The sequence below is a fragment of the Arthrobacter sp. zg-Y895 genome, from assembly GCF_020731025.1.
Lineage (GTDB): Bacteria > Actinomycetota > Actinomycetes > Actinomycetales > Micrococcaceae > Arthrobacter_B.
In genome coordinates this window covers 629,406-650,929 of record NZ_JAJFZY010000004.1, presented here as the reverse complement: position 1 = coordinate 650,929, position 21,524 = coordinate 629,406, and the positions used below count along the sequence as shown (strand labels likewise).

Annotated in this window: 21 protein-coding genes, 7 tRNA genes and 1 riboswitch; of the genes, 13 read left to right on the top strand and 15 right to left on the bottom strand. The window is 65.2% G+C overall.

Annotated features, from left to right (window positions below; genetic code table 11):
• Positions 1–25: 25 nt before the first annotated feature.
• Entirely contained in the window at positions 26–925 is a 900-nt protein-coding gene (locus tag LJ760_RS09830) for a sulfurtransferase (protein ID WP_227922252.1), read from the bottom strand.
• Positions 926–1,604: 679 nt separating this feature from the next.
• On the opposite strand from LJ760_RS09830, the gene LJ760_RS09825 reads away from it, so the two are divergent.
• Positions 1,605–3,446, top strand: coding sequence for an HNH endonuclease signature motif containing protein (locus LJ760_RS09825; protein WP_227922250.1), 1,842 nt, complete (start codon positions 1,605–1,607; stop codon positions 3,444–3,446).
• A 10-nt stretch (positions 3,447–3,456) separates the two neighbouring features.
• Here the strand turns inward: LJ760_RS09825 and LJ760_RS09820 are convergent, their stop codons facing one another.
• Entirely contained in the window at positions 3,457–3,903 is a 447-nt protein-coding gene (locus tag LJ760_RS09820; RefSeq protein ID WP_227922248.1) for a hypothetical protein, read from the bottom strand.
• 154 nt (positions 3,904–4,057) lie between these two features.
• Between LJ760_RS09820 and zapE the strand changes: the two genes are divergently transcribed.
• Positions 4,058–5,095, top strand: a complete 1,038-nt coding sequence (gene zapE / locus LJ760_RS09815; RefSeq protein WP_227922246.1) for a cell division protein ZapE — start codon at positions 4,058–4,060, stop codon at positions 5,093–5,095.
• Positions 5,096–5,173: 78 nt separating this feature from the next.
• Here zapE and LJ760_RS09810 read toward each other — a convergent pair whose 3' ends face one another.
• On the bottom strand, positions 5,174–5,428 hold the full coding sequence (locus LJ760_RS09810) for an antitoxin (protein ID WP_227922244.1): 255 nt from the start codon (positions 5,426–5,428) through the stop codon (positions 5,174–5,176).
• 106 nt (positions 5,429–5,534) lie between these two features.
• Positions 5,535–6,803 carry a ScyD/ScyE family protein gene (locus LJ760_RS09805; protein ID WP_227922242.1) on the bottom strand — a complete coding sequence of 423 codons (1,269 nt, stop codon included), beginning with the start codon at positions 6,801–6,803 and terminating at the stop codon, positions 5,535–5,537.
• A gap of 358 nt (positions 6,804–7,161) precedes the next feature.
• Here LJ760_RS09805 and LJ760_RS09800 point away from each other — a divergent pair, with 358 nt between their 5' ends.
• Complete coding sequence (locus LJ760_RS09800; protein ID WP_227922240.1) at positions 7,162–8,130, top strand: CPBP family intramembrane metalloprotease; 969 nt, start codon at positions 7,162–7,164, stop codon at positions 8,128–8,130.
• Here the strand turns inward: LJ760_RS09800 and LJ760_RS09795 are convergent.
• Together LJ760_RS09795 and LJ760_RS09790 are read right to left on the bottom strand one after the other, a co-directional pair.
• The gene (locus LJ760_RS09795) at positions 8,127–8,693 is read right to left on the bottom strand and encodes a TetR/AcrR family transcriptional regulator (protein WP_227922237.1); all 567 of its coding nucleotides are present in this window, start codon (positions 8,691–8,693) and stop codon (positions 8,127–8,129) included. The genes LJ760_RS09800 and LJ760_RS09795 overlap by 4 nt on opposite strands.
• Entirely contained in the window at positions 8,680–10,221 is a 1,542-nt protein-coding gene (locus tag LJ760_RS09790; protein WP_227922235.1) for an MFS transporter, read from the bottom strand. The genes LJ760_RS09795 and LJ760_RS09790 overlap by 14 nt, the downstream gene beginning before the upstream one ends.
• 97 nt (positions 10,222–10,318) lie before the next feature.
• Between LJ760_RS09790 and LJ760_RS09785 the strand changes: the two genes are divergently transcribed.
• On the top strand, positions 10,319–11,203 hold the full coding sequence (locus tag LJ760_RS09785) for a DUF2268 domain-containing protein (protein WP_227922234.1): 885 nt from the start codon (positions 10,319–10,321) through the stop codon (positions 11,201–11,203).
• Between the two features lie 27 nt (positions 11,204–11,230).
• On the opposite strand, the gene LJ760_RS09780 is transcribed toward LJ760_RS09785, so the two are convergent.
• On the bottom strand, positions 11,231–12,088 hold the full coding sequence (locus LJ760_RS09780) for an SDR family oxidoreductase (protein WP_227922233.1): 858 nt from the start codon (positions 12,086–12,088) through the stop codon (positions 11,231–11,233).
• 177 nt (positions 12,089–12,265) lie between these two features.
• Here LJ760_RS09780 and LJ760_RS09775 point away from each other — a divergent pair, with 177 nt between their 5' ends.
• The 3 genes from LJ760_RS09775 to LJ760_RS09765 all read left to right on the top strand — a co-directional run bounded on the left by LJ760_RS09775 (position 12,266) and on the right by LJ760_RS09765 (position 13,952).
• The gene (locus tag LJ760_RS09775) at positions 12,266–12,850 is read left to right on the top strand and encodes a hypothetical protein (RefSeq protein ID WP_227922231.1); all 585 of its coding nucleotides are present in this window, start codon (positions 12,266–12,268) and stop codon (positions 12,848–12,850) included.
• Positions 12,851–12,968: 118 nt separating this feature from the next.
• Positions 12,969–13,415 carry a hypothetical protein gene (locus LJ760_RS09770; protein ID WP_227922230.1) on the top strand — a complete coding sequence of 149 codons (447 nt, stop codon included), beginning with the start codon at positions 12,969–12,971 and terminating at the stop codon, positions 13,413–13,415.
• Between the two features lie 39 nt (positions 13,416–13,454).
• Positions 13,455–13,952, top strand: coding sequence for an SRPBCC domain-containing protein (locus tag LJ760_RS09765; RefSeq protein WP_227922229.1), 498 nt, complete (start codon positions 13,455–13,457; stop codon positions 13,950–13,952).
• On the opposite strand, the gene LJ760_RS09760 is transcribed toward LJ760_RS09765, so the two are convergent.
• The 8 genes from LJ760_RS09760 to LJ760_RS09725 all read right to left on the bottom strand — a co-directional run bounded on the left by LJ760_RS09760 (position 13,942) and on the right by LJ760_RS09725 (position 16,233).
• Positions 13,942–14,919 carry a GNAT family N-acetyltransferase gene (locus LJ760_RS09760; RefSeq protein WP_227922228.1) on the bottom strand — a complete coding sequence of 326 codons (978 nt, stop codon included), beginning with the start codon at positions 14,917–14,919 and terminating at the stop codon, positions 13,942–13,944. The genes LJ760_RS09765 and LJ760_RS09760 overlap by 11 nt on opposite strands.
• Positions 14,920–15,069: 150 nt before the next feature.
• Entirely contained in the window at positions 15,070–15,354 is a 285-nt protein-coding gene (locus LJ760_RS09755; RefSeq protein ID WP_227922227.1) for a hypothetical protein, read from the bottom strand.
• Between the two features lie 232 nt (positions 15,355–15,586).
• Positions 15,587–15,660 (bottom strand) — tRNA-Gly (locus LJ760_RS09750).
• A 25-nt stretch (positions 15,661–15,685) separates the two neighbouring features.
• Positions 15,686–15,757, bottom strand: a tRNA-Val gene (locus LJ760_RS09745).
• Between the two features lie 56 nt (positions 15,758–15,813).
• A tRNA-Gly gene (locus LJ760_RS09740) sits at positions 15,814–15,887 on the bottom strand.
• 28 nt (positions 15,888–15,915) lie between these two features.
• Positions 15,916–15,987: transfer RNA gene (locus tag LJ760_RS09735), tRNA-Val, on the bottom strand.
• A 28-nt stretch (positions 15,988–16,015) separates the two neighbouring features.
• Positions 16,016–16,089 (bottom strand) — tRNA-Cys (locus tag LJ760_RS09730).
• A 70-nt stretch (positions 16,090–16,159) separates the two neighbouring features.
• A tRNA-Gly gene (locus LJ760_RS09725) sits at positions 16,160–16,233 on the bottom strand.
• 212 nt (positions 16,234–16,445) lie between these two features.
• On the opposite strand from LJ760_RS09725, the gene LJ760_RS09720 reads away from it, so the two are divergent.
• The 6 genes from LJ760_RS09720 (at position 16,446) to rpe (ending at position 21,344) form a co-directional block, all read left to right on the top strand.
• A tRNA-Val gene (locus LJ760_RS09720) sits at positions 16,446–16,517 on the top strand.
• Positions 16,518–16,623: 106 nt separating this feature from the next.
• The gene (locus LJ760_RS09715; RefSeq protein ID WP_227922225.1) at positions 16,624–17,505 is read left to right on the top strand and encodes a PD-(D/E)XK nuclease family protein; all 882 of its coding nucleotides are present in this window, start codon (positions 16,624–16,626) and stop codon (positions 17,503–17,505) included.
• Between the two features lie 131 nt (positions 17,506–17,636).
• On the top strand, positions 17,637–18,233 hold the full coding sequence (gene def, locus LJ760_RS09710) for a peptide deformylase (protein WP_227922223.1): 597 nt from the start codon (positions 17,637–17,639) through the stop codon (positions 18,231–18,233).
• Positions 18,234–19,175, top strand: a complete 942-nt coding sequence (gene fmt, locus LJ760_RS09705; protein WP_227922220.1) for a methionyl-tRNA formyltransferase — start codon at positions 18,234–18,236, stop codon at positions 19,173–19,175.
• Positions 19,172–20,665: an RsmB/NOP family class I SAM-dependent RNA methyltransferase gene (locus tag LJ760_RS09700; protein ID WP_227922219.1), complete on the top strand. Its 1,494-nt coding sequence runs from the start codon at positions 19,172–19,174 to the stop codon at positions 20,663–20,665. The genes fmt and LJ760_RS09700 overlap by 4 nt, the downstream gene beginning before the upstream one ends.
• Before the next feature lie 10 nt (positions 20,666–20,675).
• Positions 20,676–21,344 (top strand): ribulose-phosphate 3-epimerase, encoded by a 669-nt coding sequence (rpe, locus tag LJ760_RS09695; protein WP_227922218.1) that lies wholly within the window; start codon positions 20,676–20,678, stop codon positions 21,342–21,344.
• Positions 21,345–21,353: 9 nt separating this feature from the next.
• Positions 21,354–21,498: riboswitch (FMN riboswitch) on the top strand.
• The last annotated feature ends 26 nt before the right edge of the window (positions 21,499–21,524 follow it).

Genomic DNA, 21,524 nt, shown 5'->3' with positions numbered 1-21,524 from the left:
GGGTAAATCTCTCTTACTTGGTGCTTCAGCTGGGGGCGTTGCCGGGTTCTTCACCGCGGGCAATCGGGACGCGTACGGCGTTGCCCCATTCGGTCCAGGATCCGTCATAGTTGCGTACGGACTCGAAGCCGAGCAGGTGCTTGAGCACAAACCAGGTATGGCTGGAACGTTCGCCGATGCGGCAGTAGGCCACGACGTCGTCGCCTTCCTTCAGCCCGGCGTCGTCCTTGTAGAGCGCTTCGAGTTCCTCGCGTGTGCGGAAGGTTCCGTCTTCGGCGGCGGCCTTGCTCCACGGGACGGACTTCGCGGTGGGGATGTGCCCGCCCTTCATGGCGCCCTCGTCCATGTAGTCGGGCATGTGGGTGCGTTCGCCCGTGTATTCGGCGGGGGAGCGGACATCGATCAGCGGTCCCTTGCCCAGGTGTCCGACGACGTCGGGCAGGAACGCGCGGATCTTCTCGTCGTCACGCTCCACCACGGGGTATTCGGCGGGTTCCACGGAGACCTTGTCCGTGGTGACCGGACGGCCTTCGGCAATCCACTTGTCGCGGCCGCCGTCCAGCAGCCGGACATCCTCGTGGCCGAAGAGGGTGAAGACCCACAGGGCGTAGGCGGCCCACCAGTTGCTCTTGTCGCCGTAGATCACCACGGTGGAGTCCCGGGTGATGCCCTTGCGGGCCATCAACTGGGCGAAGGCCTTACCGTCTACGAAGTCCCGCGTATCGGCATCGTTGAGGTCGGTGTGCCAGTCGATCTTCCGGGCACCGGGGATGTGTCCCGTTTCGTACAGCAGGATGTCCTCGTTGGATTCAAGGACCACCAGGTTCTCAGCGTCCAGGTTGTCCGCCAGCCACTGTGTGGAGACCAGGCGTTCCGGATGGGCATAGGCGGAGAACTTGGGGCTGCTGTCAGCTGCGATCGACATACGCGGAACTTCTTTCCTCGGCAATTGGGCTTCTTCCTAGCCTAACGATGACGGGGGTCGAAAACTTCCATGCGCCGAACCTTGGCGGGATTCCTGGTCGGCACGCTGTCCCACGGTTTGGGGTTGCTGGTGTCTGTTGAGGTCCCACTGGCACCAGGAGCACCACCCGGTGGGATGCTGTGCTGGCCTGGGTGAACCCATCCGGCACGCTGTCCCACGGTTTGGGGTCGCTGGTGTCTGTTGAGGTCCCACTGGCACCAGGAGCACCACCCAGTGGGATGCTGTGCTGCCAGCCTTGGGCGGGCGCCAAAGGCTCTCGGTAGGCCAGCTTCCCGGCCGCACCGGAGACCCGAGGCGGAAGGCCTGAGGTCCTATTCGGTTGGGGCCGGTGTGGGCACGCTGTCAGGTCAAAATGCCCGGTTTTCGCAGCACGTAGCCGTCTCAAAAAGACGCGTATTTTAGGTTTCCGTAAGGGCTCGTTTGGGCCTGTTTTCAGCCTGGAAATGTCAGTGCCGGGTGAAATCCTAAAGGCATGGATAAGCTCGGGAACACCGAATGGACAACCGAAGAACCAGGCAGTGAAGACCCCCAGCGGGAAGGCAATGTTGGGAAAGCGGATGCGCCCCGCACAAGTTGCACTCTGTCGGTTTACCGGGCGGAACTAGAAGCCGAGCCTTCCGTGGCCGCTGAAGCCGTCCCCGGCACCGAGCCAGCTGACCATCCCGCCCCTGCCGAAGGTCCCGGCCCTGCCGAGCACGCCAAGGCCGACCATCCCGGAGCTCCTGCCGCCGCCCCCGATTCTGACGCCGGCCCCGCCGATCCCGAAGCTTCCGCCGCCTCCGATTCTGACGCCGGTCCTGCCGATCCCCAAGCTTCCGCCGCCCCCGATTCGGGAGCCGGTCCTGCCGACAGTTCCGGAGCCGATAGTTCTGCCTCCGATTTCCCGGACGGTTTCACCGGAACGCTGGCCCTGAAGAACGTTGAAGCCTTTGATGCGCAGACGGTCGCCGAGGTCCTGTACCGGATGGCGCATTTGATGTCCTGGATGCAGGCGCAGGAAGCCCGCCTGGTCAACCGGATGGGGGAGCTCTTCCGCGACGAAATGTATGCCGCTTCCAAATGGATCGACCCGGGGCTGGCCTTCAGCCTCGCAGCTTCCGAATGTGCGACCATCCTGAATGTCCCGCAGGTCACCGGACAGCGCCTCCTCAGCGAAGCGATAAGCCTCTGCACTTCCCATACGGCAACCCTGACCGGGTTGGAAGAGGGACGCCTTTCCTACCAGCACGCCCAAGTGGTGCTGGACCAGTGCCAGAACGTTCCTGCGGAGAAACTCCCCGGGTTCGAAGCGGACCTGTTGGCGGCCGCGGAGGGCCAGACCCGGTCCCAGTTCTCCGCCAAGGCCCGCCGGCTGCGGGAGAAATGCTATCCGGAGACCGTCAGCACACGGCACCTGACCGCGTTCGAGCAGCGCAAGGTCACCCTGGACCGGGAGGAGGACGGCATGTCCTGCCTGTCGGCCTATTTGCGTGCAGCGGAAGCGCAGCAGATCTATACGGCGCTAAGCGCTGCGGCGCGGGGTGAGCAGGCGGGAGGGGATTCCCGGACCAGGGATCAGCTGCGTGCGGATATTCTGGCGCAGCTGCTCATGGGCGGCAGCCGGAGACTTTTCGCGACGCCCGGAACCCCGGACGAGGCCGGAACCGACGGCAGGACCGGAACCGGACGTGGGAGCGGCGATCCCGGTGAAACTGGCGGGTCCGGGCATCCTGGCGGGTCCACCGGCGGGTCCCGAGACTACCGCGGTTCCGGGCGCACCGGCGACGACACTGGCGCAGCCAGCCAGGGCGAGGAAAACACCGGTTTCGGCGGCGGCTCAGAAAGAGCCTCCGATAGCCAACCCGGACCGGACGAAGGGATTGTCCCTCGGGCGGAGATCATGGTCCTGATCAACGCAGAGACCCTCTTCGGAGCTGACGACCAGCCGGCTGAACTGCACGGTTACGGTCCGATCAGTGCCGAAGCGGCACGCAGGCTCGCCCGCAACGCCGCCGGCTGGACCGGACTGGCCCAGGACCCAAAGACAGGAGAGATCCTGGGCGTGGGACGGCGGCGGAAAGTACCTGCCGGGCTGAAACGTTGGCTCCGCGCCCGCGACGGGACGTGTAGGTTCCCCGGATGCAGGGTCAGCACCGCAAACTCGGACATTGACCACACCATCGATTGGGCCCGAGGCGGACCCACCGACCATGGAAACCTGGAGCACCTTTGCCGACGCCACCACCGGTACAAGACCCTGGGGTTCTGGAAAGCATCCCAACCCACCCCCGGAGTGATCGAGTGGACTTCGCCTACCGGCCGGATCTATCGGACCGAACCGTTCCTGGAACTGGATCCATCGCAGGCCCCGGCACCGGGGCGGAGCCCGGATTCAAAGCGGGAGGATCCGAGACAGGCAGAATCAGCGCCGAATGATCCAGCGCGGAATTATCCAGTGCTGGAAGAAGTGCCGCCGTTCTGACCAGTTCGCGTCAGGGTTGGGTGCGCATGCAGGGCACACCCTCCCGGGGCAGGCGCAGCGCCAGCACGACGACGGCGGCACCGATTCCCACGAACACCGCTTCCAGCGGCTGGAACTCAACGAACGCTATTTCCCAAGCCTCCAAACCGATGAGGGCGAGCCCGGCGGCGACGGAAAGCGGCCGTGCAGCCCGGTGGCGCCGAAGGTGCAGCATGCCGGCGGTGAGGTATCCGCCGCCGCAACCCACGGCAAGGAGGAGGCCCGGAAGCCGCCAGTTTCGAAACGGGGTCCGTCGCAGCACGGACGGATCAGCGTGCAGGAAGGCGCCGTCAGGCCGCAGGGCCAGGAGGATGCCGCCGCCGAGCGCTGCTCCAGCTGTGCCGAACTCCAGTCCCATCAGGGTCCGCTCTTCGCGGGAATACCTTGGAGCGCCCACCGCGTCCTGATGCCGCATCATGCTCCGACTATGGACTGCAGACACAGTCGCGGTCCACCGGCCGCAGTTCCAAATTCCCGAACGCGTTGGCGTATCGTAGCGAGGGCGGCAGAACGCCGCAGAACCGGCACGTTTCGTGCCGGAAGCAGGCATCAAACGGACGGAAAAGCGCGCAGTGGCACAACTCGAGCACCTGACAGAACGGACTCCCCAGGTATCGGTGGATGAACTGCTGCAGGGATTCTTCCCATCGCCCCGGTTCGGCAGCGTGTCCTTTGATTCCTACCGTCCCGATCCGGAACAGCCCTCGCAGGCCAAAGCCGTGGGCGCGATGCGTTCCTTCGCGGCCGACGTCGACACCCCCGAGCCAAGCGGCCTGCGGAAGTTCTTCGGCGGCAAGAAACCCGAGAGCAAAGCCGGGTTCTACCTGGACGGCGGATTCGGCGTCGGCAAGACCCACCTGCTGGCCTCGCTCTGGCATGCCGTGGAAGGGCCCAAGGCCTTCGGCACGTTCGTGGAGTACACCAACCTCGTGGGTGCGCTCACCTTCCGCAAGACCGTGGAGGCGCTGAGCGCCTACAAGCTGGTCTGCATTGACGAATTCGAACTCGACGATCCGGGCGACACGGTGCTGATGTCCCGCCTGATGCGTGAACTGGCCGACGCCGGCGTGAAGCTTGCGGCTACGTCCAACACCCTGCCGGGTTCCTTGGGTGAGGGCCGTTTTGCCGCCGTCGACTTCCAGCGCGAGATCCAGGTCCTGGCGGACCAGTTCGACGTCGTCCGCATTGACGGTGAGGACTACCGCCACCGCGGTCTGCCTGAGTCGCCTCAGCCGCTGCAGGACGGGGAGCTGGAAGCGCGGATGGAAACCGAATTCTCCGGCCGGACCGTCGCTGTTGATGACTTCTCCGAACTCATCAACCACCTTTCCCAGGTCCACCCGAGCCGGTACCGGCAGCTGCTCGACGGGGTGGAAGCTGTTGCCTGGCACAACGTCCAGACCATCACCGAGCAGTCCGTGGCGCTGCGCTTTGTGGTCCTTGCCGACCGGCTGTACGACAAGGACGTGCCGATCCTGGCCAGCGGGGTGCCGTTTGATCAGCTGTTCACCAAGGAAATGATGGCCGGCGGGTACATGAAGAAGTACTTCCGCGCCGTCTCGCGCCTGACCGCACTGGCCCGCGAGGGCCAGACGGGCGAAGCGTCGTAGCAGGACCCGCTTAAACGGCGGAAGCGCCGGTGCCGCCTCTCGGCGGGACCGGCGCTTCTTTGTCGTGCTCTCGGGTTGTTAGGCCGGAGGCGTCTGCCCGGGACCGTTGCCGGTTCCCGGCTCGCGGTTGCGGTTGGTCTTATCAACTGCTTCCGAGGCCTTGTTCTGGAAACCATCGATCTTGCTGGAGTACTTGCCGCCGGTCTTCTGGTCGACGAAGTTCCCTGCCTGATCGATGCCGCCCTTGATCTTGTCGGCATTCTGTCCGACATATCCGGTGGCCTTTTCCTTCAGCTCACCGGCCCTGCCTTTGAGCTCGTCAAATACAGACACGGATCACCTCCTTTCACAGGGGAAACCCGCTCGTTTCCCGTTCGCCTCCATGTTAGGTCCCGCAGGGGTTGGAGGAAAGGACTTTCCTCTGCGGGCATATCCTTCGCTATTCCCCGGACCCGTCCTCCCGGACGCCGTCACCCGAATGCCGATCCGAACCGCCATGGTGGTGATGGTAGCCGCGGCAGTTGTCGTCGAGTTCGATCCGGATGATGCTGGCGGACGTCGGAGCCGGTTCTGCCGGAGGCTCCGCAACCGGCGGGGCCTCCGGGCCTGGTCCGGCCGGGAATCCGGCGAGAGCATCCACTGACGCGTACAGGGCATCCCCCCGCAGTTCCAGGGCGGCCGGTTGATTGGCCTCCAGAAACAGCTCGGGGGTCCCTGATCCGGCCGGCACTACCGAAATCCGGTTGCCGAACAGTTCCGCCACGAAGATGTCCCCATTGTCGTTGACGGCCAGTCCGGTCGCTCCGGCAAAGCCCGTGGCGACGAGTTCCGTAGCACCGGTGGATCCTTCTACCCGGAACACGGATCCCGGAGATCCTCCCTCCGGCCCGCCCGGCAGCGAGGTCACATACAGGGCGCCGTCGGGTCCGCGTTCGACGTCGGTCGGCACCGGTTCCAGGTTGTAGTTGAGTCCCACCGTGCAGGCCGGCAGCCCGAACCCTGCGGCCGTTTCGGCGGTAATCGTGAATGGCACAGGAGGCAGCACCGCGATCGTCACGATTTCGCCGTCGTCGCCTACCTGGATGAGGGCGTTCATTCCCGCGTCGGCCACGATGGTTCCGCCGTACCGGCCGGGAAGGGAGGCTACCGGGTTGGAGTCCGGCAGGCCGGTGTAGGGAGCAGGGGCAACACCGGGCGGCAGTTGTGCCGCGCATTCGGCGGGAAGCGCCTCCTCGAAGCCGTAAGTGTTGATGCTGTCCGGATTCTCGGCGAATTCGTAGGCGGAAATGTCCGCGACGGTCTCGATGTTGCCGTCCCGGTCAATGGACTGCAGCAAGGTGACGTTGGCTACCGGGTCGTTGCTTCCGGCGCCGGTAGCAACCGTGTAATAGGTAGCTCCGCGGTCGCGGGAAACGGAACCGGGGGAATAACCGTCGGGTGCCGTTGCCAGGACTTCGGGTTCTCCGCCGTCAGTGATGCGGGTCAGGAGCGTAGTGAATGATTGGGCTACGTCGAGGGTGCCGCCACGGCCGACGGCGAAACTCAAGGGACCGAGCAGCCCCTCGGCAACGGTGGTCACCTCCCCGGCAACAGGTACGGGTGATGGTGATGGTGGGTGGTGCCGTCCGCCGGCGGCCGCAGGTGAGGCTGCCAGCCCCAGAGCTGCGGTTGCGGCAAGGACAGCGAGGGTAGGTGATGATTTCTTCACGGTGATCTCCTCAGCATTGGTGCGGTGCAATGCGAGACTCGCCTCTTGGCCTCCCGTGGTTCCCGGCCACGCCCCCGGCCAAGGCATTCAAAGCCTAGGGGCGGCCGACTATGCCGAACACGTAGTTTTGGCACATGCGACGCCGAGGCGGTCAGAAAAACCAAGTAGTCGACGGGGTGCCTATGCGAGTAATTTTTAGGGTCCCGCCCCACCGTCACTGAACTGATTCGAACTGCCACCGTTGCGGTCGCCGCGGCAATCACCCCAGCGGGCGTGGCTGCGTAGACTGCCCGGGTCTTCGTGGTGGACTGGCGTTGATCCTGCACTACCGCCCCGACGCGATAAATGAGGACCCTCGATGCCTGCACGCATGCTGCCATCCGCGACGCCGTCTCCGCTTTCGGAACAGGCACGCCAGCCGATCGAGCGGGGACGCGCACTTCGGGCTACGCTCCTTGGATGGGTGTTCCTCGGCGTCGCCCTTGGAGCCGCCATAGGGATTGCCGAAGCCCTGGGCCTGGCTTTTGGCTGGGGACGGCTGGCTGTAGTCCTGTTGCAGGCGGTCCTGATGTCCGCCGTCGTGGTGCCGGGTATCGTGCTGCTGCGTCGCCGGCTGGACCACCGCCGCTTGGAAGGGCTCGGTCTCAGCCGCTCAGTCGCCCGGCCGCTGGCCATCGGCGTGGCCGTCGGCGCACTCACCGGCCTCATCGTCTGGCTACCCGCCGGCCTGGTCGGATGGATACGGGTGGAAGAGCTGAACGTGGCCGCCTTCCTGGGCTTCCTGCTCCTGAACGGCGTGGTGCTGGCCCTCTATGAGGCGCTTCCGGAGGAACTTGCCTTGCGCGGGTACGTCTGGACGAACCTGCGGGACGGCTGGGGCCTGGCTGTTGCGACGCTGGTGACGACGGCACTGTTCCCGTTCATTGGACTGCTGGTCGGGCCGGTGCGGTGGGCTATCACCACGGTGCTTGGCGGCGACGGAGGGGGAATCGAAGTGTTTCCCGCAGGCAATGACCCCATCATCTACATCGTGCAGCTGGTTCTGTTCGGGCTGGCGCTCGTGGCGGCCCGGCGTATCCCGGTGCCCGGGGCGTTGCTGGTGGCGGTCGCCTTCCACTGGACGCAACTGACCGTCACCCGCACGATGCTCGGCGGAACGGGATGGCTTGACTCGGGATGGACCATCACCTGGGTGGAGCCGGATGCGATTGCCCTGGTCTTGGTGCATATCGTTCTTGCCGGCGTGGTCTTCATAGCCGTACGCCGGCGGCTGCAGCGCCGGACCGGCGGAGCCAGCGCTGCAGGCGAGGGAGCCGGTCCCCGTTAGGCGGGTTCCGCCATCGCGAGGAGGCGCGTTCGGGCTGACCTGAGTTCAGCCGGAGTGAGATATGGGGTTCCGATGGAGGCCGCAAGCCCTTCGGCAGCGTAGCGGATGGTCAGCGACAGCGCAGGATCGATACCGTCGTCGTCGAAAGCCTTCCGCCATTTCTCAGCGTCGGCTTTAAGCGCCTCCTGCCCGGGTTGGTCACTCCCGATAATGAGCAGAAGCGAACCGGGGGAGACAACATCCCGTACGGCGGCGGCGTCGTCGTCGGTTAGTGCACAGATGTAGGCGCGGAGCAGTTTCCCCGGCCGGTCTTCCGAGAAATCCAGGCGCTCGTGCACCGCGTCCCATAAACGCTGCGACACGTCCACCAGGATTGCTTCCTCGAGGGCGCTCCTGCTGGTGAAATGGTGGGTCAGCGCTCCCTTGGATACCCCGGCGGCTGAAGCGATGTCAGCGAGGCTGACGCTTGCGCCGTGGGAATAAATCATCTGGGATGCGGCATCGATGATCGCCCGCCGGGTCCGTTCCTTGTCGCGCGTTGCCGTCGATTCAGTGGGTTTCACGCGGTTCTCCAGTGCGCTTGTCCAGAGGGGTAGTCGACGGGATGAGGCGCCAGGCGATGACCGCTGCCACCACCAGCAGTGCGGCAGCAATAAACGACGTCACCTGCATGCCATGCGTGAACGCCTGCTGCGCCACGGCCAGCAAAGCATCATCGGTTTTGCCCAGCTCACCGGCTGCACTGGCCAGGGAATCCTGCAGGGCTGCCGCCGCTTCAGGCGAGGTGCCCGAGGGGATCTCCAGCTGTGCTCGGTAGAGGGCGGTTTGGACCGATCCGAGGACACCGATGCCCAGCGCGACGCCCAGCTCGTAAGCCGTTTCCGCGATGGACGACGCTGCACCCGCCCGTGCCGGCGGGGCCGCAGCCACAACGGCATCTGTGGAAAGCGTCATGGCCAGGCCCGTTCCCAAGCCGATTACCGCCAGGGCAATGCCGATGCCCGCGTAACTGGGCAGTCCTTCCGTAAGGCCAAGCAGTGCCAGCCCCAGGGCGCCGATGAGCAGGCCGGCTGCAATGGCACGGCCCAAGCCCAGCTTGGACAAAGCGAAACCGACCACTCCTACTACGGCCAGGGAAGCGACGGTTGCGGGCATTTCCGCCATTCCCGCCCAGAAGGGAGAGTAACCGCGGACCAGTTGCAGGTACTGGGAGAAGAAGAACAGCAGCCCGAAGAAGGCGAAGATGGACAGGGCGTTGGCCGCCACTGCTCCGCCGAAGGCAGGGATGCGGAACAAGCTAATGTCCACGAGGGGCGTTTCCAGTTTTTGCTGCCGCCGGACGAACAGCCATCCTGCGCCCAGGCCCAGGAGAAGGGTGGGAAGGACGGACCAATCCAGTCCGTGGCCCACCACCTGCTTAACGGCGTACACCACCGGCACAATGGCCAGTACGGAGAGCACTGCGGAAACGAGGTCGATTCTTCCGGCATTGGGGTTCTTGGACTCGGGCAGCAGCCAGATGCCGAGCACCACGATGAGGACGATCACCGGAACGTTGATCAGGAAGACCGAACCCCACCAGAAGAATTCCAGCAGGGCACCGCCGACCAACGGTCCGACGGCGCCGCCCGCCATCGCTCCCGCAGACCAGATGGCAATGGCGCGTGTCCGCTGGACCGGGTCGTGGAACAGGTTGCGGATGATCGACAGGGTGGAGGGCATGATGGTCGCGCCGGCGATGCCCAGCAGGGCGCGTGCCGCAATCAGCACCTCTGCGGACGGCGCGAAGGCAGCCAGCAGCGAAGCGACGCCGAAGGCGATGCTGCCGATCATTAGAAGACGTTTACGTCCGATGCGGTCCGCCAGGTTCCCCATCGTCACGAGGAGGCCGGCCAGGACGAACGAGTAGATATCGCCGATCCAGAGAATCTGTGTGGCTGACGGCGACAGGTCCGCTGTTAGGGCAGGGACTGCCATATAAAGGACGGTGCCGTCGATGGCGAGCAGGGTTACGGCGAGGATGAGGACGACGAGAGCGAGCCATTCCTTGCGCCCCGCCATGGTGGGAGAGATGGAGGGAATTGCGCTCATGCCCCAAGACTAACAAACCATTTGGTTCGTTAGTGTTCCGCTATGACGGAGGCGCCCTGGGCCGGCAGGTAAACACGCGAGGCGCTAGGGTGCCGGTATGACAATCAACGTGCTGGACACTGCCGCGGGAATGGAAGCGGTGCTGCAGGCCGCCGAGGGGGAGCGCAGCGGGTTGCTGCGCTCGATGCTTGTTCCGATGGAAGGCATGTACCGGTACTTTCCGGGGCAGGTGGACCTGGCGGCAATGCACGGTCTGAGTTTTGGTTTTCCCTTGGACCGCGACAGTGAAAGCTGCCGTGAGGGGCTCGCCCGGTTGACGACGGCGGACGCCTGGGGGCGGATCGAGAACGCGCTGGCGAACGCAGTTGAGGTGCAGGTTCAGGCTGTTCCTGAAGTTATGGTGCCGGACATTACCGTCCTGCTGGTGCTTGGCGACCCGGCGGACGAGTACTTCATGGGTCCGGCAAGGGGGCTCAGCGGAAACGGCAGTGCCACAGGTTTTATCTCGCTGACCCTGTGGCCCAACGACGAGAACCTGGACCGCCTCGAGGCTGCCGCCGTGCACGAGTTGAACCACAACCTGCGCTATGCGCCGGGCGGAGTGGTTTGGGACCCGGCAGTAGTCACGGTGGGGGAGCAGGTAGTTTCCGAGGGGCTGGCGGATGCCTTTGCCCGCCAGCTCTACGGGGATCAAATGGGTTACACGCCTATGGGCGTACCCCACCTCCACGATGACGCGGTTTTCGAGAAGGTGCTGTCCGGGCTGGATATCGGCGGGATGCAGAACTTCACCGCCTGGGTGCACGGCGATGAAGCGGCCGACCGGTTCGGGGCTGAGCCGGTAGGCCTTCCGGCGGGGGCAGGCTACGCCGCAGGGAACCGCCTTGTGGACCGCTTCCTGGCGGCCACCGGGCTCAGTGCGGCGGAAGCCCTGCATCAATCCAGCCGGCACATTATCGAGACGGCTTTGACCCATTCCTGACGCCGCAGGTTGATGCCGGAGCGAGTATCAGCGGACCCAGGCCCGCATAGTTTCGATCAGCGGCTCGGTAGGCCGCCCGATGAGTTTGGCCAGCTCGCCGGGCGCCGGAGCCAACGCGCCGTCGCGCATATTGGCATTGAGCGTACCCAGGAAGCCTGCGGTCGCCTCATCAATTCCGAGGCCGATCAACTGTTTCTGTTCCTCCTCCGGAGCCAGGACCTCGTAGCGCACGGGGGTTCCAAGCACCTCCTGCGCGGCCGCCGCGAATTCCGTGTAGGTCCAGGCCGTATCGCCGGACAGTTCATAGGCCTTGCCATCGTGGCCTGGCGTGCTGAGCACCACTGCGGCCGCTTCGGCATATTCCCGTCGCGGAGCGCTGGCAATGCGCCCTGAACCCACACTGTTGGCGACGACGCCGGTTTGCCGCGCGGCGTCGAACTCCTGCCGATGGTTTTCCGTGTACCAGCCGTGGCGCAGGAAGGTCGATGGAATGCCGGATGCGGTGATGAGTTCCTCGGTTGCACGATGCTCCGGAGCGAGGGCGAGAATCGTCGTCGACGCCTCAAGAACCGAGGTGTAAACCAGCTGGCGGACGCCGGCGTTCCGTGCTGCCTCGACTGCGTTCGCATGCTGCGCAACGCGGCGTCCCGGTTCGCTCATGGATATGAGCAGGACCTTTTCGACGCCGTCCAGCACCCCGGGTGTCGTGGCGGCGTCGTTGAGGTCAACCCGTGCGGTGCGCAGGCCGCGGGCCGTAAGCTCAGCCAGGCGGTCCTGGTTCCGGCCCAGGGCAAGGAGATCGCCCGGCGCGACGCCGCGTGCGATCAGGGAGTCGATGGTGCGGCCGCCGAGCTGCCCGGTGGCACCGAAGATGGCAATGGTCATGAAGGTTCCTTTCAGGTGGGCCCGCGGGAGTGGTGAAAGACTATGCCCGGACCGGCTGGGTCACCAGCGAGACAGCTGCGGTGGAGGGTCGACGCCGATGTGCGCAGCCGTCAACAGGAGCCCGGAAGGACCACTGCCCCCTGTTAGCGAACTGCAAGGCGGTGCCAGAATGAAGGCATGCCTCCGCAAGTCATTCCGATGCTGCCGTGCGCGGACATTGACGAGATAGCTGCCTTCTTCTCCGTGCTGGGGTTTGGGATCGCGTACCGGCAGACTAAGCCGAACCCCTACCTGGCCCTGGAAGGATACGGTTTTCCGTTGCACTACTACGTGCTGGACGGGCACCGCGCCGAAGACTCACACAGCACCTGCGGGATCCTTGTGCCAGACACGGGAACGCTCTTTGACTCGTTCGCAGCAGGTCTGCAGGCCGCCTACGGCAAGCTGCCGATTTCGGGCTATCCCCGCATCACCCGCCCGCGCCGGCGAACGAATGCCGACGGGAGGACCGGATTCAGCCTGATCGATCCGGCAGGAAACTGGATCCGAATCATGAACGAAGGCCCGGTTCCGCAGGCTGAGGCAGAGCCCTCACCACTTGGCCGAAGTCTGGACAACGCCGTAGTCCTCGCTGACAGCAAGGGCGATACGGCCCAGGCCGCCAAGATCCTCGCAGGTGCCATCCGTCGTGCCGATGCCGCGGACCCCGGCATGCCCGCTGCGCGCGAGTTCCTGGCCGAGCTGGAAGAACGGATGCGGTAGGCGGCTGCACCTCGGCGCGGCAGGTAAATGGGGTAGCGTTCCCTAATCAGGACCGCCCGCGCAAACGATGAGGGGGAAGGCCATGGCGCCGCAGGCACCGGCAAGCAGTGTCAGGTTCGTGGAACGTTCGCCCGGTTGGCTTAGGTGGGGAGGCGGCGCGTTGCTGGCGGCAGTGGGTTCCGCGCTGGCCGTTGGGGCAGCCGCCGAGTCGGTCTGGCCGCTGTATTTAGCTGCCGCGGCGCTCCTGCTCGCTGCCGGCTGGTGGTGTTTCCTTGCGCGGGTTACGGTCGCAGTGGACCAGCAGTACGTCACCCTAAGGGGACCGCTGTGGAAGCGCTCCATTGAGCGCCGAAACGTCCAGGACATCACGGTGGCCAAAGACAACGGGCTGAACTCCGGGCTCGTGAACTGGCCGGTGACGCGGCACGCACGCGGCTCCCTGACAAGACTGAACATGGGCGGCACCGGTGCCGTCACGTTCTCCGACGCCGCCGGCCACCGCTACCAGGTGGTGCTGGCTGATCTCCCGTCCGCCGAACAGATGGCACTGGCCATCGGAAACTGATCGGTGCTGCGAACACGCCGGTGTGCCACAATCGTGGCCATGCCGCTCACTTCTGTTTCGACCGCCGACGGTACCCTTCGGATTTCCTGGACGTTTCCCGCCCCCGCGCAGGCCGTCTGGGCGGGGTTCACTGACGCCGCCCTTTTGTCCCAGTGGCTGGGCCTTCCTGTGGAATGCGACGTTCGAACGGGCGGAACAATCGTCGTCGACCATAGCGGAGGCTACCTGTCCCGTAGCGTCATTACTGACGTGGACGAGCCGCGCCGCTTGGCGATGAGCTGGGAGTTTCCCGAGGAACCCGAATCGCGGATCCAGATCCGGCTGCGTGACGCGGAGGAGGGGACCGGACTGGACTTCAGGCACCATGATCTGGGGGCCCTCGTCGATTCCTACGGGCCCGGCTGGATTACCCACTTGACATACCTGGAGGGCGCCGTCGCCGGCGCTGCAATTCCTGCCGGACAGTTCTGGCCGTTGCATGCCACTTTCGAGACGTTGTATGGCGCACGCGTGGAAGCGGACGCGATCAAGGGCTGACGGTTTCCTTCTGCAGGATGATCTCGGTCTCCACGGGCGTGAACCCGAGGCGGGTGTTGATGGAACGCATCCATATATTCCGGTCATCGCTGCTGGTCCTGACTTTGCGGACGTTTCCCAGTTCGACGGCGCGGTGCAGGGAAGCCAGCTTCACGGCCGCTCCGAGGCCGTGGCCGCGGTGGCCGGAGACCACGAGGGTCCCTTCGATGTGCGCCGGCCGTTCGGTATCGGCATCAGCGACCAGGCAGGTCCAGGCGGCAACGTTTCCGGCTGCGTCCACGGCAATCGATTCGAATACCGTGGACCCTTGGGCGACCCAGAGGTCCATCTCGGCGGCATACTCATCGGGGGATACGGGTGTCTCGCCCCAGGCGAGCTCGCCGTTGGGCGCCTCGGCATCCACGAGGCCCTTGATCTGCCCTACCTGTTCCCGGAACCGCTCAGGGACGCCGTTGACGTGCGTTGAGATTTCGTAGCCGGGCGCCGTCGTCGGACCGGCAAGCTGTGTGTCACGGAGATCCAGTTCGACGACGGTTTCGGTGGTTGCCGGGGAATAGCCCAGAGGGGAGGCAAAATTCTGCATAAGAGCGCCCATTTCGGCCGAGGTCGCCCGGATGGCGCTTGCCACGAACCTGACCGTGGACGCAGGACTGGCGTCTTCCGCGGCACGTGCCAATGCAGAACCAACTCCTGCGTTTTGGTAAACGGGGTCGACCCAAACGAATATCCATGTGGTGTCCGGAGTGTCGGGTGAATGCATGCCGGCCGCGAAACCAATCAATGTGGTGCCGTTCCATGCACCAAGCAAATGGTGCTGCCATCCGTTAGGTGTGCGCCAGCCAAGAATCCGGGCTTCCTTGCTGGGGGAAATCCAACCGGGCCTTACGCTTTGGTTTGCCGCGCATTCAATGCGGTAGGCCTCGGCCATGGCGCTGTCATTATCGAGGTCCAGCGGGCGGATTTCCATAGGCCACACTCTAAGGGCTTCAGGGATGTTTATCGGCGCCGACCGCGGGAAAGTTGCCTAGGGCAAAAGGCCAGCTTAAAACAAAACCGGCGTGAAGCTCAAAGAGCTCCACGCCGGAATAAGCGTCCGGCTCAAGGCCGGAAACGCGTGTTACGCGTTGTGGTTGTTGTTACCGCGGTGGCCGGACTTGGCCAGGCCGCGGGCAACCATCAGGCCGACCGTGAGGAAGGTGATGTACTGCATTGCCTGTGAGGCGTTGAATGCGTCAAGGCCGTTTTCGCTGGCGTTGTCGCCAACGACAGCTGCCGTGATGATCGTGGCGATAACGGCCAGGACGTAAACGGCGAATTCGAGGGTCCGCGTGGACACCTTGATGTCGTTGGCGTTGCGAACGGTGGTGTTCGTGTGATCGTTGTGAGTCTGTGTATTAGCCATGTGGTTCTCCTCAAGTAGTGGTGTGAGCGGCCTGGTGGCCATGCAACTTTGATCCCGCTACTGAAACCATGTCGACATTTTCTCTACTGGAAAGACTTTATCGATAGGCCGGCTAATAAGCAAACTTAGTTTTATCGCCGAGCAGACCAGGCCGGAATGACCTGCGGCTTAAACAAAAGAAGGAACAGGCAAAAACCTGTTCCTTCTAAGCCGGCAATCAACGCCGGGGGAGAGCGGACGACGGGATTCGAACCCGCGACATCCACCTTGGCAAGGTGGTGCTCTAGCCAGCTGAGCTACGTCCGCAAATGCAAACAGTCGAAACTGTCCGTGCGCGATACTGGGATCGAACCAGTGACCTCTTCCGTGTCAGGGAAGCGCGCTACCGCTGCGCCAATCGCGCCCTAAACTGCTCGGCCCGTTCAGGATTACTCCTGGAAAACCATAAGCAGAAGGGAGAGCGGACGACGGGATTCGAACCCGCGACATCCACCTTGGCAAGGTGGTGCTCTAGCCAGCTGAGCTACGTCCGCAAGAAAAGCACTGAAACAGTACTGTTCGTGCGCGATACTGGGATCGAACCAGTGACCTCTTCCGTGTCAGGGAAGCGCGCTACCGCTGCGCCAATCGCGCCCATAAATGGGTTTCTTACAATCCACTGTGGAGGTGGGGACGGGATTCGAACCCGCGTATACGGCTTTGCAGGCCGCTGCCTCGCCTCTCGGCCACCCCACCGTAACCGCCGCATAAAGCTTTGGAGAACCGAACCCGGCGAAACCGGGAGCGGCTTGTACAGTGACTTGCGAGCGGACGACGGGATTCGAACCCGCGACATCCACCTTGGCAAGGTGGTGCTCTAGCCAGCTGAGCTACGTCCGCATGTTGATCAGGTGAGGGAGCTATTGCCCCGGATTGCTTGCGCTTTCCGCGGCGAACCCCCGCTTTCCAACGAAGAAAAACTCTATAGGACGTTTGCGGGTTCGTCCAATCGGTCCCGGGTTCGGCCCAGGTTTGGACTGGGGCGGGATCTGGGCTAGCATCTTTAGACGTTGGAGTGCTTCCGGGCGCATCAACGTGATTTAGCAAAAGAAGGGCGATTGGCGCAGTGGTAGCGCGCTTCGTTCACACCGAAGAGGTCACTGGTTCGAACCCAGTATCGCCCACCCTTCAAAAGACCGTCACTTTCCTCCGGGGAGGTGGCGGTTTTTTTGCGTCTGTCCGGCGGACGGCCGACAGCAGACTGTCACCGCCGGGTGGCAGACTGGAGACATGACTGAACCAGCACTGGCACACGCAACCGAATACGGACGCATGTATTCGCGGTCCCTTTCCGAGCCGCCCACGGTCCCGTCCATCACCACGGTCATTTCCCAGGGCTCAACGTCCCTGGACGGCTGGCACAGCTATATGGCAGCCTCCGCCGTCGTCAAGGATCCCAAACTCACCGCCGCCCTCGGGAGTCCGTCGCAGCTGCGCTCCGTGGTCAAGGAGGCCTCCTCGGCCTCCGAACGCTACCGCGACGCCGCCGCGCAGCGGGGCACACGCGTCCATTACTACTGTGAGCAGGTGGCGCTCCGCGCCCTGGACCGCCCGCATGAACTCGAGCGTGCCCGCGAGGAGCTTGCCGCCCGCGGGGAGCACCAGTTCGCGGACCGGTTCGACGAATGGTGGAAGCTTTACGACGTCCAGCCCATCGCCCCGGAAATCACTGTGTGGAACGCCGAGCTTGGCTACGCCGGCACCCTGGACCTGGTGGCTCGGATCGGCGGCCGGCTGTGCCTGATCGATTACAAGACCAAGAACACCGACCGCGACGGACAGGTGAAGCAGTTGGACGACAAGGTCGTGATGCAGCTCGTCGCTGGGATGAAGGCACAGGAATCGCTGGTCGACGCCGGTGCCGGCACCTGGGAGCCGTGGGCCTACGGACAGGATCCGCTGCTGCTTGGCGTCGCCGTGGGCCAGACCGAGGTGCGTCCCATGCGCGCAAACCCGGACGTGCTGCCCCAACACTGGTTCAAGTTCTGCGCACTGCGCCGGGTCTGGCAGACCAACATCGACGCCGTTGCCGCAGGCCGTGCCCTTCTGCCCGTGCCGCCGCCCCCGGTCGGAGCGCACGAAGCCCCCGCTGCACAGACTTCAACCCTGTAGGCTGCACCGACGGCAGATCCGCAGACTTCGGTGGCAGCGGGCGCTCCTCAGGCCTGAGCGTCCCGGCGGGCGGCGGAGCCAACTAGACTGGATTCCGATCCCCTGCAGCAAGAGTAAGGAACAAACCCCCGATGGCCATCCTGACTATCCGCACGCTCGGCGACCCGGTCCTGCGGACCCGCGCCGAAGACGTGACCGACTTCGGCCCCGAACTGGCGAAGCTGGTAGCGGACATGGAGGAAACCATGGAGGACGTCGAAGGTGCCGGGCTGGCAGCACCCCAGGTCGGCGTCAGCCTGCGCGTATTCACCTACCGCGTGGAGGGCCAGGCCGGGCATGTGGTCAATCCCGTCCTTGAACTGAGCGACGACCTCCAGCCGGACCATCTGGAGGGTTGCCTGTCCATTCCCGGGCTTGGCTACCAGACGCCGCGCTTCCGCTGGGCCCGCGTCTCCGGCCAGGACGTGCATGGAAACCCCATCAGCATCGAAGGGGAGGGCATGCTGGCCCGGTGCTTCCAGCACGAAACGGACCACCTGAACGGCGCCCTCTATATCGACCGACTCGAAGGCGAGCACCGCAAGGAAGCACTCCGGGCCATCCGGCAGCGCGAGTACGACGCGATCGCGGACCGTACCGCAGCGCAGCGTGCCCAGAGCGTGGGCTCCAGCTTCGGTACCTTCGGCCAGGCGGCCAAGGGTACGTTCGGCACCCAGGCCGGAGCCTAGGTGGCCGCGGCACTTCGCGTCCTGTTTGCCGGCACCCCCGCGGTCGCCGTACCGTCCCTCGACGCGCTGATTGACGCCGGGTTCGACGTCGTCGGCGTCCTCACCCGCCCCGACGCCCCGCTGGGCCGCAAGAAGGTCCTGACACCGTCCCCGGTGGCCGCCCGCGCCGAGGAACTGGGTCTGCCCGTGATCCGCGCCGCGAAGGTGGACGACGAAGCCATCGCGGCCATCGCCGCCCTGGCGCCCGACGTCGCCGCGATCGTTGCCTACGGTGCCCTCGTTCCGGCGCGTGCCCTCACCGTGCCGAAGCACGGCTGGATCAACCTGCACTTCTCGCTGCTGCCCGCCTGGCGCGGCGCCGCTCCGGTGCAGCACGCCGTCATTGCCGGGGACGACATCACCGGTGCCTCCACATTCCTGCTCGAAACAGGCCTGGACACCGGCCCGGTCTACGGCACGCTCACCGAAACGGTGCGGCCCGAGGACACCAGCGGTGACCTGCTCGAACGCCTCTCGCATTCCGGTGCGGTGCTGCTGGCCCAAACGCTCAGCGCAGTCGACGCCGGCGCGGCCGTGCCGGTGCCCCAGGAGGGGGACATCACGTTGGCGCCAAAGCTTACTATCGACGACGCCCGCGTGGACTGGCAGCAGCCCGCCCTGGCTATCCGCCGCCGCATCAACGGTGTCACCCCCGAACCCGGCGCGTGGACCATCTGGGACGGCGCCCGGTTCAAGATCGGCGCGGCCACGCTGCGCTCCGACGTCACCGACCTGCGCCCCGGCCAGGTCCGCTTCACCGGCGGCGGGGACGCCGCCGCCGTCGTGGGCACCGGCTCACACGGACTCGAACTGCTGCGTGTCCAGCCCGCAGGCAAGAAAATGATGCCGGGGGCAGACTGGGCCCGCGGCCTCGCCAACCGTGAGGACGTGGTCTTCGAATGACCCCCCAACCTGAAAAACACCGCAACGACAAGGGCCACGAACGCCGCCGCGCCGCAGTGAAGACCCGCACCGCCGCCGCCCCCGGCCAGCGCACCCGCGCCGCCGATCCGGCCCGGCTGGTTGCCTTTGAAGTGCTCCGCGCCGTTTCCGGCGAGGACGCTTACGCCAACCTCGTGCTGCCGAAAAGCATCCGCAAGCACCGCCTGGACAAGCGCGACGCCGGCTTTGCCACCGAGCTGGCCTACGGCGCCCTGCGCGGCCAGGGCACCTATGACGCCATCCTCGCCAAGTGCGTGGACCGCCCGCTGGAACGCCTGGACCCCGCTGTCCTGGATGCCCTGCGCATCGGCACCCATCAGCTGCTGGCCATGCGCGTCCCTGCGCACGCCGCCCTCGACCAGACCGTCGGCCTGGCTCGTGCCGTCATCGGCGCCGGACCGTCGGCACTGATCAACGCGGTGCTTCGCAAGGTCGCCGCCCGCAGCCTGGACGAGTGGGTGGAACTGCTCACCGAAGGCGAAATCGACGCGGTTAAACGCTCCGCCATTGAACACTCCCACCCGGAATGGATCGTCCGGGCACTGCGCCAGTCACTCGTGGCCCACGGTCGCAGCGTCGATGAGATCACCGACCTGCTGCGTGCGGACAACGACGCTCCCGTGGTTAACCTGGTCGCACTGCCTGGCCTCGGCGACCTCGATGAAGCCCGTGCCGCCGGAGCGACGGACGGCGAGCTCGTGAAGGATTCCGCCCTGTTCTCCGCCGGCGACGTCGGCCGGCTGGATTCGGTCCGCGCCGGCACCACCCGCGTGCAGGACGCCGGCTCCCAGCTGGTCGCCCGCGCCCTGGCCGAACTGGACCTCGGCGGCGCGTCCGTCGATGAGGACGGCGTGGAAAAGTGGCTGGACATGTGTGCCGGCCCCGGCGGCAAGGCAGCACTGCTCGCTGCCCTCGCCCACGAATCCGGCGCCGTGCTGCTGGCCAACGAGCCCGCCCCGCACCGCGCGCAGCTGGTCCGCCAGGCCCTGGACGCCGTGCCCGGGGAAACCTGGAACGTACGTACCGGAGACGGCCGCACCATCGCCGAGGACTACCCGGAAACCTTCGACCGGATCCTCGTCGACGCACCCTGCACCGGTCTGGGCGCCCTGCGCCGCCGTCCGGAGTCCCGCTGGCGCCGCAAGCCCACCGACGTCGGCGAACTCGGCATCCTGCAGCGCGAGCTGCTCACCACCGCCGTGGACGCGGTTAAGCCCGGGGGAGTGGTGGCCTATGTAACGTGCTCCCCGCACCCTGCGGAAACCACCGCCGTCGTCGCCGACGTGATGCGCAAGCGCAACGATCTGGAACTGCTCGACGCCGGCGCCGCACTGGACGCCGTCAGCCTGCCCGGCGCGCTGGAGGCCGGCCACGAATCCACCGCCCAGCTGTGGCCGCACATCCACGCCACCGACGCCATGTTCCTGGCGCTGATCCGCCGCAAAATCTAGGAGACCCTTCGTGAGCAAGTGCTGCATCAACCCGAGCATCCTCTCGGCCGACTTCGTGAACCTCGAAGCCGAGCTGCAGCGGATCAGTGCCGCGGACGCCGTGCACGTGGATGTTATGGACAACCACTTCGTGCCGAACCTGACCATCGGCCTGCCCGTGGTGGAACGGATCCAGCAGGTGTCCAAGCTGCCGCTGGACGCGCACCTGATGATCGCCGACGTCGACCGCTGGGCGCCGCTGTATGCCGAGGCCGGACTCGCCTCGGTCACGTTCCACGTAGAAGCATCGACGGCCCCGATCAAGCTCGCCCGCGACCTGCGGGAGCGCGGCGCCAAGGCCGGCATGGCCCTGCGTCCGGCCACCCCGGTGGAGCCGTACCTGGACATGCTGTCCGAGCTGGACATGCTGCTGATCATGACCGTGGAGCCGGGCTTCGGCGGACAGAAGTTCCTGGACGTGACGCTGCCCAAGATCCGCCGGGCCGCCGAGGCCGTTCGCGGCTCCGGGTTGCCGCTGGCCATCCAGGTGGACGGCGGAATCTCCGCGGAGACCATCGAACGGGCTGCGGAGGCCGGAGCGAACGTGTTCGTGGCCGGCTCGGCCGTTTACGGGACAGGTGATCCCAATGACGCTATCCGCAAACTGCGCGCATCTGCCGAAGCGGCTGTGCAAGAATAGTTAGCAACAAACGTGCTCCGGGGTCGGTGTAATTCCGAACCGGCGGTTATAGTCCGCGACCCGCACTGCTGATCCGAGAAATCGGGGCAGCGGTTCGGTTGAATCGGTGAAACTCCGATACCGACAGTTAAAGTCTGGATGGGAGAAGCACGTGCAGTTTGTTGTTCCGCCGGCTTTGCC